The organism is Mycobacterium sp. NGS16 (assembly GCF_059813225.1).
The window spans coordinates 99047-111160 of record NZ_JCALEE010000003.1; the positions used below are offsets into that span (position 1 = coordinate 99047).

Genomic DNA, 12114 nt, shown 5'->3' on the forward strand with positions numbered 1-12114 from the left:
CTGGTAGGTGCGGCGAGTATCGAACTGTGGACCCGCACATGCCCAACGACCTTCGGTCAAATATCCGTAGTTGTGGAATACCCATCCGGCTGGATAAGTTCGGTGGATGCCTGCTCGTCGCGCTGTGAACCCGAACCCCTTTCGTGCCGTCGGCGCGGCGACGTCGGTAGGGACGTTCCTCGCGCTCGGGCTGAGCCCACTGACCGCCGCGCCGGCGCGCGCGGACGTCGATGAGCTGTTCTCCCTCGACCCGTTGATGGACGCCTTCGCTGCGGCCGATCCGGCGCCGGCGGTGGACACTCTCGACCAAGTCGGCACCGACATCTACACCTGGGCGTCGGTGGCCGAGGTCGTCTTCGCTGGGCTGATCCAGAACCAGCTCTACGCCACCATCCACGACTTGGGCAATCTGTGGATGATGGGCCCTGGTGCTCTGATCGACCCGATCATCAACCCGCTCTTCGCTTTTGACGGCGCGTGCGGCCTGATCTGCAACGGTGTCGATGGCACCGTGGATCACCCGGACGGCGGCGACGGCGGCTGGCTGTTCGGTGACGGCGGCAACGGCTACGGCGCCGGCAGCGACGAGAACATCGCCGCGGGCGTGGTCGGCGGCCACGGCGGTAACGCCTTCATGATCGGCAACGGCGGCTGGGGCGGCGACGGCGGGGCCGGCGCCGACGGCGGCGACGGCGGAACCGGTGGCTGGCTGCTGGGCAACGGTGGGGAAGGCGGCTGGGGCGGCGACGGCCTGGACAGCATCTCGGGCACTGCGGGTAACGGCGGTGACGGCGGGCTCGGCGGGGAGGCCATCTCACTGTTCGGCGCCGGCGGTCGCGGCGGCGACGGCGGTGACGGCGGCTGGGGCAATGGCGGCGGTAATGGGGGCAACGGCGGCAACGCCGGCGACGGCGGCAACGCGGTGGCCGGCTTCGGCGGCCCGGGCGGCTCCGGCGGTTACGGCGGCAATGGCGGTGCCGGCACCGCCGACCACCCCAGCGGTGGTAACGGCGGCGACGGCGGGGCGGCCGGTAACGCCGGCGACCTGGTGTTCATGGGCAATGCCGGGCCCGGGGGATTCAGCGCGCCGGGCGGCAACGGCGGCGACGCGCTGGCCGGCTCCGACGGCAACGGCGGTAACGGCGGCCACGGCGGTGCCGGCGGCTCGGGCGGCTACGGCGGTGTCCCCAGCCATGGCCGGGTGGGCGGTGCCGGCGGAAACGGCGGTGCGGCCGGGTCGTGGGCCGGTACCGCGGGCAACGGCGGCGATGGCGGCGCTGGCGGTCAGGGGCAACTCGGCCACCCGACCGCCGGGGAGAGCGGCGGCGGTGGCAAGGGCGGCACGGGTGGCGCCGGCGGCGCCGGCACGGCCGGCCATCCCGACGGCGGTGCCGGGGGCGCGGGAGGCAACGGGGGCGACGCCGGCGACGGTGCGGCCGCGGTTGCCGGTGGCGCCGGTGGCACGGGCGGTGCCGGCGGTGCGGCGGCGGCCGGGGGATCGGTCGGCCCGGGTGGCCACGGCGGTGACGGCGGTGACGGCGGCAACGGCGTCGAGGCCGGAAAGGCGGGCGCCGCCGGTGCCGGTGGGGCCGGAAACCCGACCGGAGCGCCGGGGCAGCCCGGCAGCCCCGGCACGCCAACCGGGTAGTCAGCCGGCGCGGTCCAGCAGCACCGCCTGCTCGAAGGGCAGCCGCGCAAACGCGCGGCGACCGAACCCGGTGACGTGCGCCGCCGCCTCGTCCCTGCTCACCACCCGTGGATTGGTGACGGCGAAGGTCTTGCCGTGCCGGCGCAGCTTGGCGCCGCCGGCGGCGGTGATGTTCTTCAGCCAATCCCGGTCCGGGCCGTAGGTGAGCAGGATCGCCACGCCGTCATCGGTGCTGAAAACGGTCAATGGCGTCCGGAAGGGCTTGCCGGAGCGGCGGCCGACATGCTCGAGGATGCCGAAGGACGGCGCCCAGCCGGCCCACATCCGCTGGATCGGGTTCGTGACGTGCCGGTTAAAGCGGGCCAGACGTTGCGGTAGTTGCATGAGGGCCATCCAACTCCGGGGGCGCGGCCACCTCAACCCCTTATCCGACTACTCCGCCGTGGTGGCTCCGGTCAATCGGCGAAGTGCCGTGGCGAGCCGTCGGGTGTCGGGAACGGCGTCGGGGTCGAGCAACCACTGGATCATCAGGCCGTCGACGACAGCCACGAGGACGGCCGCCAGCGCCTCGGCGTCGGGCCCATCCGGTGGGGCCGCCAATGTGTGCAGCAGCGCGGCTGCGCCGCTGCGGAATTCGCGGTAGTGCTCCGCGAGCTGGCGGCGCAACTCGGGGGATCGTTCGGCCTGGGACCAGGCCTCCACGTAGGCGACGGCGATGCCCCGTCCGCTCTGCAGGGCGCCCCGGGCGGCCCCGATGGCACTTTCCCACGGGTCGCCGGCGGCGGTGCCGGCCGGGGCTTGCCGTACCTGCTGCAGCCAGCGCCGGGAGCACTCGGCCAGTGCCTCGTTGAGCAGCGCCTCTTTGGAGTCGAAGTGGTAGGTGATAGCGCCGAGGTTGGTGTTCGAGGCGGCGACGAGGTCGCGGGCTGTGGTGCGCGCGTAGCCGCGTTCCTCGATGCAGCGCATCGCGGCATCGAGCAGGCGCTCTCGATTTCCGGTCCTGCGGGTCACGGGCGGCGGCTCCCTATTTACTGAGACAAATGTCTGATACGTTTGTCTCATGGGGTTGGAGGCCACTGTACCCCCCGTCGACGTGGCTGTTGTCGGAGCCGGGCTGGCCGGCCTGACGGCGGCTCGAGCGGTGCAGCGCGCCGGCAGAAGCGTCGTCGTCGTCGAAGCGCGCGACGAGGTCGGCGGACGGGCCTGCTCCCGTGAACTCGACGGCCAGATGGTCGACTTCGGCGGCGAATGGATCGGACGGGCGCACCGGCGGATGCACCGCCTGGTGCGAGACCTGGGCCTCGACGTCGAGCCCGCGGCGAACCTCGGCCGGCCGGTTCGCTGGCGCCTTCCGGATCGGTCGACCACCGGCCGGCTGCCGCCACCGCGGACCTGGCCCGGGCTGGCCCGCGCGATCGGGCGCGCGGCCTGGCAGTCGCGCGGGATCGACCCCGAAGCGCCGTGGACGGCGCGCCGGGCCGCCGAACTCGACAACCGGTCCGTCGCCGGATGGCTCGATGACCTCGGCCTCGATGCCGAGGCCCGCTACCTGCTCGAGCGGCTCATCGGCTCGTTGGCCTGCCAGGCGTTGGACTCCATGTCGTTGCTGCACCTGCTGTGGCTGCTCCGGATCGCCGGTGGCCCGGTCCGCAGCATGAACGCGACCTTTCAGTGGCGGATCCGCCAGGGCGCCCAGCAGGTCGCGCGTCGGCTCGCCGAGCCGCTGGCCGTTGTGTTGAATACGCCGATCGAGCGGATCAGCCAGGACGGTGCCACCGCAGCGATCCACGCAACGGAGCTGTCGGTGCGGGCCGGCCGGGTAATCGTGGCGGTGCCGGTGACCCAGTTGCCGACGATCTCCTTCGACCCGCCCCTGCCCGGCGATCTGCAGCGACTACCCGATCTTCACATCGGCCCGGGCACAAAGGTGATCGCCCTGCTCCCGCAAGGCCATTCGGTGCGGCACAACACGGTGCTCGGCGGTGGGACCCTGTGGGGCGGGTGGCGACGCGGTGACCGGGTGAGCGGGTTCGTCCCGCCCGCCGGTGCCGATGCGCACGACGACGCGCTGGTCGCGGACCTGGCGAGCGCCTTCGACGTGCGGCCCGACCAGTTGCGATCCCCGACGGTGATGCGCTGGGCCGATGAGCGGCACATCGGCGGCTGCGACGCCGTGTTCGCCCCCGGCCAGGTCTGTGCCCTGGGCCCGTTGCTGGCCCAGCCGCACGGGCTGCTGGAGTTCGCGGGCGCCGAGCGCAGCAGTTGGCCCGACAATATGGAGGGCGCAGTGCGCAGCGGCGAACGCGCGGCGCGCCGCACGCTGGCGGCCCTGAAGGACTCGCGTCTTTCCACTACACCCCGTAGTTGACCGCCGGGGACCAGCTGGGACACTGAAGGCTATGCCCAGCACCGACCGGCGGACCGGGGCCCTCGTGCGCGCCTCGGCGAAGCTCTTCGATGACGCCTGCGCCGTGATTCCCGGCGGGGTCAACTCGCCGGCCCGCGCGTTCGCCTCGGTGGGAGGTACGCCCCGGTTCATCACCGAAGCCCAGGGCTGCTGGCTCACCGACGCCGATCACAACCGGTATGTGGACCTGGTCTGCTCCTGGGGGCCGATGATCCTCGGCCACGCCTATCCGGCGGTGGTCGACGCGGTCCGCGCTGCTGCCGGTGCCGGGCTGTCGTTCGGGGCGCCGACGGCCACCGAGACCGAGCTGGCAGCCGAGATCATCGCCCGGGTGCCCGCCGTGGAAAAGGTCCGGCTGGTCAATTCCGGCACCGAGGCCACCATGAGCGCGCTGCGGCTGGCCCGCGGGTTCACCGGCCGGGCCAAGGTCGTCAAGTTCTCCGGCTGCTACCACGGCCACGTCGACGCGTTGCTCGCCGACGCCGGCTCCGGGGTGGCCACCCTGGCACTGCCGGCGTCGCCCGGTGTCACCGGTGCCACCGCCGCCGACACGATCGTGTTGCCCTACAACGACATCGCTGCGGTGCGCGCGGCGTTTACCGAATTCGGCGACCAGATCGCGGCCGTCATCACCGAGGCCAGCCCCGGCAACATGGGCGTAGTGCCCCCGGCGCCCGGCTTCAATGCCGCGCTGCGGGTCATCACCGCGCAGCACGGGGCGCTGTTGATCATCGACGAGGTGATGACCGGCTTCCGGGTGAGCGCCAGCGGGTGGTACGGGCTCGATCCGGTCGACGCCGACCTGTTCACCTTCGGCAAGGTGATCAGTGGTGGGCTGCCGGCCGCGGCCTTCGGCGGCCGGGCCGAGGTGATGGACCGGCTGGCGCCACTCGGACCGGTGTATCAGGCCGGCACGCTGTCGGGGAACCCGGTGGCCGTCGCCGCCGGGCTGGCCACGCTGCGCGCCGCCGACGCCGACGTCTACGCAGCACTGGACGCAGGCGCCGACCGGCTGACCGCGATGCTGTCCGAAGCCCTGACCGACGCCGGTGTGGCGCACCAGATTCCGCGGGCCGGCAACATGTTCAGTGTCTTCTTCACCGAGGAACCGGTCACCGACTTCGCCGCCGCTAAGGCGAGCGAGACGTGGCGTTTCCCGGCGTTCTTCCACGCGCTGCTCGATGCCGGCGTCTATCCGCCGTGCAGCGCCTTCGAAGCCTGGTTCGTCTCTTCTGCGCTGTCCGACGAGGCCTTCGAGCGGATCGCCGCAGCGCTGCCCGCCGCCGCCCGTGCCGCCGCCACCACCGGAGAGCCGAAACCCTGATGCAGACCCGCGTCCACCTGATCCGCCACGGCGAGGTCCACAATCCGGACCGCATTCTCTACGGCCGCATCCCGGGCTTCCGGCTCTCCGAGACCGGCCGCGCCCAGGCCGTCGCCGCCGCCGACATGCTGGCCGATGCCGACATCGTCGCCGTGATCGCCTCGCCGCTGCAGCGGGCCCAGGAGACGGCCGCGCCGGTCGCCGCCCGCCACGGCCTGCCGGTGGACACCGACGAGAACCTGATCGAATCAACCAATATCTTTGAGGGAAAACGGGTTTCGCCGGGCGACGGCGCCTGGCGCAACCCGCGGTACTGGTGGCATCTGCGCAACCCGCTCACCCCGACCTGGGGCGAGCCCTATGCCGAGATCGCCGCCCGGATGGCCACCGCGGTGGACAAGGCCCGGTCCCGCGCCGCCGGCCATGAGGTGGTGTGCGTCAGCCACCAGCTGCCGGTGTGGACGGTGCGGCAGTACCTGACCGGCAACAGGCTCTGGCACGACCCACGCCGGCGGCAGTGCGACGTGGGTTCGGTGACCACGCTGATCTATGACGGTGATCGGCTGGTCGACGTCGACTACCGTGTCCCGTCCGGCGGCTGACGATGCGGGCGGTGCTGATCGCCGGGGTGGTGGTGGCCGCCCTGATCTCGGGCTGCTCGGTCGGCGACGACGCGGTGACCCACGGCGGCACCTTCGAGTTCGTCTCGCCCGGCGGCAAGACCGACATCTTCTATGACCCGCCGGAGGCCCGCGGTAAGCCCGGCCCGATCTCCGGACCCGACCTGATGGACCCGCAGCGCACCATCGGCGTCGACGACTTCGGTGGCCGCGTCGTCGTGATCAACGTCTGGGGGCAGTGGTGCGGACCGTGCCGCACCGAAATCAGCCAGCTGCAACAGGTTTACGACGCCACCCGCGCCGACGGGGTGGCCTTTCTGGGCATCGACGTCCGTGACCCCGAGCCGCAGGCGTCCCGCGATTTCATCAAGGACCGGCAGGTGACCTACCCGTCGATCTACGACCCGGCGATGCGCACCATGATCGCCTTCGGCGGCCGTTATCCCTCATCGGTCATCCCGGCGACCATGGTGCTCGACCGGCAGCACCGGGTGGCCGCGGTGTTTCTGCGCGAGGTGCTCGCCGAAGACCTGCAGCCGGTGATACAGCGGCTGGCTGCCGAGGCGCCGCAGTGAACGGCCTCACCGCCACCGCCGCCACCGGCCCGCTGCTGCTGGCCGTCGCGGTGTCGGCGCTGGCCGGTCTCGTGTCGTTCGCCTCGCCGTGCGTCGTGCCGCTGGTGCCGGGCTACCTGTCGTACCTGGCGGCGGTGGTCGGCGTCGACGAAAAACCTCCGGCTGATGCGCTGCAGCCGCCCCGGTCGGCCCGGTGGCGTGTCGCGGGGTCGGCGGCGCTGTTCGTCGCCGGGTTCACCGCGGTGTTTCTGCTCGGCTCGGTCGCCGTGCTGGGCATGACCACCACCTTGATCCGCAATCAGCTGATGTTGGAGCGGATCGGCGGCGCGGTGACGATCCTGATGGGCCTGGTGTTCATCGGCTTCGTCCCGGCGCTGCAGCGCTCACTTCGCTTCACTCCGCAGCAGCTGTCGACGGTGCTGGGCGCGCCGCTTTTGGGCGCGGTGTTCGCCCTGGGCTGGACGCCGTGCCTGGGGCCGACGCTGACCGGGGTCATCGCCGTCGCCTCGGCCACCGACGGCGCCGGCGTGGCCCGCGGGGTGGTGCTGGTGATCGCCTACTGCCTGGGCTTGGGCATTCCGTTCGTGGCGCTGGCGTTCGGGTCGGCCAGCGCGGTGGCCGGCCTGGGCTGGCTGCGCCGCCACACCCGGGCCATTCAGATCGCCGGCGGGGTGCTGCTGATCGCGGTCGGGTTGGCTTTGGTGACCGGCGGCTGGGGGCACTTCGTGGCCGCGGTGCGCGACGGGCTGGTCTCTGACGTGAGGCTGCCGATCTGATGAGCACCACCACCCCGCCGCACCCCACCCCTCCACCGCGAGCAGACGCGAAAGCCCCCAAAACAGGTGGTTTTAAGGGGCTTTCACGTCTGCTCGGCGGGGTTACCGCCAGGGGCCGCAACACCTGGCGGGCGCTGACGTCCATGGGCACCGCGCTGGTGCTGCTGTTCCTGCTCGCGCTGGCCGCGATCCCCGGGGCACTGCTGCCGCAACGTAACCTCAACGCCGCCAAGGTCGAGGAGTACCTGGCGCTTCACCCGGTGCTCGGACCGTGGCTGAACCGGCTGGAGGCGTTCGACGTTTTCTCCAGCTTCTGGTTCACCGCCATCTACGTGCTGCTGTGCGTGTCGTTGATCGGCTGCCTGACCCCGCGGACCCTCGAACACCTGCGCAACCTGCGCGCCCGCCCGGTCGCCGCGCCGCGCAACCTGGCCCGGCTGCCCAAACACGCCGAGACGCAGCTGACCGGCGATCCCGAGAAACTCGCCGCCGAAATGTCCGGGCGGCTGCGCGGTTGGCGGCGGATCACCCGCTTCCCGGAGAATGCCGCCGGCACCGTCGAAATCTCCGCGGAGAAGGGGTATCTGCGCGAATTCGGCAATCTGGTCTTCCATTTCGCGCTGCTGGGCCTGCTGGCCTCGGTCGCGGTCGGCCGGCTGTTCGGCTACGAGGGCAACGTCATGGTCATCGCCGACGGCGGCCCGGGGTTCTGCTCGGCATCTCCGGCCGCCTTCGACTCCTTCCGCGCCGGCACCACCGTCGACGGCACCCGGCTGCACCCGATGTGCATCCGGGTCAACGACTTCGACGCCAACTACCTGGTCTCCGGGCTGGCCACCTCGTTCACGGCGCACATCGACTACCAGGCCGGCGAGGACCTGCGCGCCAACCGGTGGCGCCCCTATCTGCTGGAGGTCAACCATCCGCTGCGGGTGGGCGGCGTCCGGGCCTACCTGCAGGGGCACGGCTACGCCCCCAGCTTCACGGTGATCTTCCCGGACGGCCAAACCCGCACCCAGACCGTCCAGTTCCGCCCGGACGACCCGCTGACCCTGCTGTCGTCGGGGGCGGTACGGATCGACCCCCCGGCTGGGACCTATCCCGACGCCACCGAACGCCGCAAGCACCAGATCGGGATCCAGGGGCTGTTCGCGCCGACCGCGGAGTTCGACCGCGGGCTGCTGTCGTCGCGGTTCCCGGCGCTACACGACCCCGCGGTGGCGGTCGACGTCTACCGCGGCGACACCGGCCTGGACACCGGCCGCCCGCAGGGGCTGTTCACGCTGGATTCCCGGCTGATCCACCAAGGCCGCCTGACCAAGGTGGCCCGGTCCAACCTCAAGCCCGGTGAGGAGATCCGCCTCGACGACGGCACCCGGGTGCGCTTCGACGGCGCCGTGCCGTTCATCAACATCCAGCTGTCGCATGATCCGGCCCAGGTCTGGGTGCTGGTGTTCGCAATGACGATGATGGCCGGCCTGGTGGTCTCCCTGGTGGTGCGCCGCCGCCGGGTCTGGATCCGGATCACGCCCGCCGCCGGTACGGTGAACGTCGAGCTGGGCGGGCTGGCGCGCACCGACAACGCCGGCTGGGGTGACGAGTTCGAGCGATTGAGCGCGCGGTTGTTCGGCAAGGAGAGCTAGATGAACCCCGCTGTCGACGATGCGGAGCGCAGCGACGAGGAGGAGCAGCGGCCATGAACACAAGTCACATCGACGTCGGGCTGGCCCGCTATTCCGACTGGGCGTTCACCTCGGCGCTGATCGTGCTCGTCATCGCGCTGCTGCTGCTGGCCGTCGAACTGGCCTACAGCCGTGCCCGCAGGCCCGCCGAGGCCGAGCTGGTGGCCGCCGGGGCGGTGCGCGCCGACAGCACCACCCCCGGGGTGGTGGCGCCGGCGGCGCGGCGGCCGCTCGGTGAGCGGGTGGGTCGCGCCGGGCTGGCGCTGGTCTACCTGGGCATCGCCCTGCTGCTGGCCTGCATCGTGTTCCGCGGCGCCGCCACCTTGCGCCCGCCGTGGGGCAACATGTACGAGTTCATCAACCTGACCTGCTTCTCCGGGCTGGTGGCCGCCGCGGTCGCGTTGCGCCGTCCGCAACACCGCAGCCTGTGGGTGTTCGTGCTGCTGCCGGTGCTGATCCTGTTGACGGTCTCCGGGCGCTGGCTCTACGCCACCGCCGCACCGGTGATGCCGGCGCTGCAGTCCTACTGGCTACCGATCCACGTGTCGGTGGTCAGCATCGGCTCGGGGGTGTTCCTGGTGGCCGGCGTGGCCAGCATTCTGTTCCTGGTGCGGTCGTCGCGGTTGAGTGACCCCGAGGCGCCCGGCGCGCTGGCCCGGATGGTGCGCCGGCTGCCGGACGCGCAAACCCTGGACCGCATCGCGTATCGGACGACGATTTTCGCGTTTCCGGTGTTCGGCTTCGGAGTGATCTTCGGCGCAATCTGGGCCGAAGGTGCCTGGGGCCGCTACTGGGGTTGGGACCCCAAGGAGACGGTGTCGTTCGTCGCCTGGATCATCTATGCCGCCTACCTGCATGCCAGGTCGACGGCCGGGTGGCGCGACTACAAGGCGGCCTGGATCAACGTGGCCGGCTTCGTGGCCATGATCTTCAACCTGTTCTTCGTCAATCTGGTGACCGTCGGACTGCACTCCTATGCCGGGGTCGGCTAACGCTGCTGACAGATACGCTTAGGTCGCCTGCGCTACCCTGCGCTTACAGACGTCCACCGACTCGACCCAACCACCGTGATGGGGGAGATATCAGTGTCTGACCATGCACCGGGTGATGCCACCCAGGGCCACGACATGACGGATCATCCGACCACCCAGTTCCGGCCGTACCAGCAGGTCGCCGGAGCTGACGACACGCCCGCCGGCACCCCTGCCGTCAACCCCGACACCGGGTCGTTCAACCGGCAGGCCGACGCCGGGGAAGGCACCGAAACTTCGGCGACCAGGTCTTTCGGGGGCTTCCGCACCGAGCGCCGGTTCTCCGAACCGCTCGACCCGTGGCCGTCACCCGGGGAGACCCAGGCCCAGCAACAGCAGTGGAACCCCGGCCCGGCGACCTGGGTCCCGCAGCCGATGGAGAACCCGGCCCCGGTCTACTACGGCGGCGCCCCCAGCGGCGGGAACGCCCCGTATCGGCCCGCGGAGCCCATCGCGCCGTTCTCGGACCTGTCCACCACGTCGCTGTTGCGGCAGGTCAAACCGCCGCCGACGTCCGGCTGGCGCCGACTGCTCTATGTGCTGTCCGGCCAGCTGATCAACGTCGGGGAGAGCCCGCGCACCGCGCGCTACAACGACCTGGTGGTGCAGGTCAACCGGCCGCTGCAGGGCTGTCACCGGATCGCGGTGCTGTCGCTGAAGGGCGGCGTGGGCAAGACCACCATCACCGCGACGCTGGGGGCCACGTTCGCCTCCATCCGCGGTGACCGGGTGGTGGCCGTGGACGCCAACCCGGACCGGGGCACGCTGAGCCAGAAGGTGCCGATGGAGACCCCGGCGACGGTGCGTCACCTGCTGCGCGACGCTGACGGCATTCAGCGCTACAGCGACGTCCGCAGCTACACCAACCAGGGCCCGAGCCGGCTGGAGGTGCTGGCCTCCGAGAGCGACCCGGCGGTGTCCGAGGCGTTCAGCGCCGAGGACTACGCCCGCACCCTGCAGGTGCTGGAGCGGTTCTACAGCCTGGTCTTGACCGACTGCGGCACCGGCCTGATGCACTCGGCCATGTCAGCGGTGCTGGCCAAGGCCGACACCATGATCGTGGTGAGCTCCGGGTCGGTCGACGGCGCCCGCAGCGCCTCGGCGACGCTGGACTGGCTGGATGCGCACGGCCACGAGGAGCTGGTCCGCAACTCGATCGCGGTCATCAACGCGGTGCGGCCGCGGGGCGGCAAGGTGGACATGCAAAAGGTGGTCGACCACTTCTCCCGGCGCTGCCGCGCGGTGCGCCTGGTGCCGTTCGACCCGCACCTGGAGGAGGGCGCCGAGATCGATCTGCTGCGCCTCAAGCGGGACACCCGCGAGGCGCTGGTGGAGCTGGCCGCCATCGTCGCCGAAGCGTTCCCGGGCGACGACCGGTTCAACCAGCACTTCGTCTAGATCGAGCCGCTACGGCTGGTTGTCGCCGTGGCTGAGCTGCCACAGGAAGTCCGGGTCGTCGTCTGGCCCGATGACGCGCGTCTTCGGCCGCGCCCGGCTGGCGCGCAGACCGATGTAGAGCAGTGTCCCCAAGGCTAGGACGAGGAGCAGGTAGAGCACTCGCGACACCTCCTGGCGCCGAATATACCGTTAGTGCCGCCGTACCCTCTGGGACCCGACAGTAGGCTTGGTGGACGTGACAGCAGGTGGTGCCCCATCGGGCCGTGCGATAGTCGATGTGGCCGTGTACGCCGCGGCGCGGCTGGGGCTGCTGATCGTGCTGAGCGCGGCGATCTACGGGGTCGGGCGGCTGATCGGGCTCAGCGACTTCCCGCCGATCGTGGCGGTGCTGCTGGCGCTGATCATCGCGTTGCCGCTGGGCATGTGGGTGTTCGCTCCGCTGCGCCGGCGTGCCACCGCGAGCATGGCGTTGGCCGGCGAGCGGCGCCGGCGCGACCGCGAGCAGTTGGAAGCCCGGCTGCGCGGGGAATCCGACTGAGCCACCCGGCCTGAGCCACGCGCCCTGAGCCCGCCCGGCCTGAGCCGCCGATGGCGCTCCCCACGCGTCACGCCAGTCACTTGCGTACCGTGGGCGCGGGGGTGAGATGTTTCTC

13 protein-coding genes are annotated in these 12114 nt (G+C 71.2%); 10 read left to right on the forward strand and 3 right to left on the reverse strand.

The genetic code is table 11. The features are described 5' to 3' along the window. The first annotated feature begins 106 nt into the window (after positions 1 to 106). Complete coding sequence (locus AC5Y4Q_RS10155; RefSeq protein ID WP_165604280.1) at positions 107 to 1648, forward strand: PGRS repeat-containing protein; 1542 nt, start codon at positions 107 to 109, stop codon at positions 1646 to 1648. Here the strand turns inward: AC5Y4Q_RS10155 and AC5Y4Q_RS10160 are convergent, their stop codons facing one another. After that, on the reverse strand, positions 1649 to 2032 hold the full coding sequence (locus AC5Y4Q_RS10160) for a nitroreductase family deazaflavin-dependent oxidoreductase (protein WP_064920979.1): 384 nt from the start codon (positions 2030 to 2032) through the stop codon (positions 1649 to 1651). Between the two features lie 48 nt (positions 2033 to 2080). Continuing rightward, on the reverse strand, positions 2081 to 2659 hold the full coding sequence (locus AC5Y4Q_RS10165) for a TetR/AcrR family transcriptional regulator (RefSeq protein WP_185746749.1): 579 nt from the start codon (positions 2657 to 2659) through the stop codon (positions 2081 to 2083). Between the two features lie 82 nt (positions 2660 to 2741). Between AC5Y4Q_RS10165 and AC5Y4Q_RS10170 the strand changes: the two genes are divergently transcribed. From AC5Y4Q_RS10170 to AC5Y4Q_RS10205, 8 genes are all read left to right on the forward strand, one after another. Continuing rightward, on the forward strand, positions 2742 to 4016 hold the full coding sequence (locus AC5Y4Q_RS10170; RefSeq protein ID WP_185746748.1) for a flavin monoamine oxidase family protein: 1275 nt from the start codon (positions 2742 to 2744) through the stop codon (positions 4014 to 4016). A gap of 31 nt (positions 4017 to 4047) precedes the next feature. Continuing rightward, positions 4048 to 5379 (forward strand): glutamate-1-semialdehyde 2,1-aminomutase, encoded by a 1332-nt coding sequence (hemL, locus tag AC5Y4Q_RS10175; RefSeq protein ID WP_064920970.1) that lies wholly within the window; start codon positions 4048 to 4050, stop codon positions 5377 to 5379. Next, positions 5379 to 5981: a histidine phosphatase family protein gene (locus AC5Y4Q_RS10180; RefSeq protein WP_064920971.1), complete on the forward strand. Its 603-nt coding sequence runs from the start codon at positions 5379 to 5381 to the stop codon at positions 5979 to 5981. The genes hemL and AC5Y4Q_RS10180 overlap by 1 nt, the downstream gene beginning before the upstream one ends. Before the next feature lie 2 nt (positions 5982 to 5983). Next, entirely contained in the window at positions 5984 to 6574 is a 591-nt protein-coding gene (locus tag AC5Y4Q_RS10185; RefSeq protein WP_064920972.1) for a TlpA disulfide reductase family protein, read from the forward strand. Further along, positions 6571 to 7350 (forward strand): cytochrome c biogenesis CcdA family protein, encoded by a 780-nt coding sequence (locus tag AC5Y4Q_RS10190; protein ID WP_064920973.1) that lies wholly within the window; start codon positions 6571 to 6573, stop codon positions 7348 to 7350. The genes AC5Y4Q_RS10185 and AC5Y4Q_RS10190 overlap by 4 nt, the downstream gene beginning before the upstream one ends. Positions 7351 to 7493: 143 nt before the next feature. After that, positions 7494 to 8993 carry a cytochrome c biogenesis protein ResB gene (locus AC5Y4Q_RS10195; RefSeq protein ID WP_235664015.1) on the forward strand — a complete coding sequence of 500 codons (1500 nt, stop codon included), beginning with the start codon at positions 7494 to 7496 and terminating at the stop codon, positions 8991 to 8993. A gap of 53 nt (positions 8994 to 9046) precedes the next feature. After that, on the forward strand, positions 9047 to 10024 hold the full coding sequence (gene ccsB, locus AC5Y4Q_RS10200) for a c-type cytochrome biogenesis protein CcsB (RefSeq protein ID WP_064920974.1): 978 nt from the start codon (positions 9047 to 9049) through the stop codon (positions 10022 to 10024). A gap of 78 nt (positions 10025 to 10102) precedes the next feature. Beyond that, positions 10103 to 11461, forward strand: coding sequence for a nucleotide-binding protein (locus AC5Y4Q_RS10205; protein ID WP_419179772.1), 1359 nt, complete (start codon positions 10103 to 10105; stop codon positions 11459 to 11461). A 9-nt stretch (positions 11462 to 11470) separates the two neighbouring features. On the opposite strand, the gene AC5Y4Q_RS10210 is transcribed toward AC5Y4Q_RS10205, so the two are convergent. Beyond that, on the reverse strand, positions 11471 to 11620 hold the full coding sequence (locus AC5Y4Q_RS10210) for a hypothetical protein (protein WP_109535612.1): 150 nt from the start codon (positions 11618 to 11620) through the stop codon (positions 11471 to 11473). Between the two features lie 76 nt (positions 11621 to 11696). Between AC5Y4Q_RS10210 and AC5Y4Q_RS10215 the strand changes: the two genes are divergently transcribed. Beyond that, positions 11697 to 11999: a DUF4229 domain-containing protein gene (locus AC5Y4Q_RS10215; protein ID WP_082952544.1), complete on the forward strand. Its 303-nt coding sequence runs from the start codon at positions 11697 to 11699 to the stop codon at positions 11997 to 11999. Positions 12000 to 12114: the final 115 nt, after the last annotated feature.

What these genes read in the sequence shown, in the direction of transcription:
- AC5Y4Q_RS10155 (WP_165604280.1), top strand. Translation starts at nt 107, where the DNA reads ATGCCTGCTCGTCGCGCTGTGAACCCGAACCCCTTTCGTGCCGTCGGC.
- AC5Y4Q_RS10160 (WP_064920979.1), bottom strand. Translation starts at nt 2,032, where the DNA reads ATGCAACTACCGCAACGTCTGGCCCGCTTTAACCGGCACGTCACGAAC.
- hemL (WP_064920970.1), top strand. Translation starts at nt 4,048, where the DNA reads ATGCCCAGCACCGACCGGCGGACCGGGGCCCTCGTGCGCGCCTCGGCG.
- AC5Y4Q_RS10180 (WP_064920971.1), top strand. Translation starts at nt 5,379, where the DNA reads ATGCAGACCCGCGTCCACCTGATCCGCCACGGCGAGGTCCACAATCCG.
- AC5Y4Q_RS10185 (WP_064920972.1), top strand. Translation starts at nt 5,984, where the DNA reads ATGCGGGCGGTGCTGATCGCCGGGGTGGTGGTGGCCGCCCTGATCTCG.
- AC5Y4Q_RS10195 (WP_235664015.1), top strand. Translation starts at nt 7,494, where the DNA reads ATGGGCACCGCGCTGGTGCTGCTGTTCCTGCTCGCGCTGGCCGCGATC.
- ccsB (WP_064920974.1), top strand. Translation starts at nt 9,047, where the DNA reads ATGAACACAAGTCACATCGACGTCGGGCTGGCCCGCTATTCCGACTGG.
- AC5Y4Q_RS10205 (WP_419179772.1), top strand. Translation starts at nt 10,103, where the DNA reads ATGGGGGAGATATCAGTGTCTGACCATGCACCGGGTGATGCCACCCAG.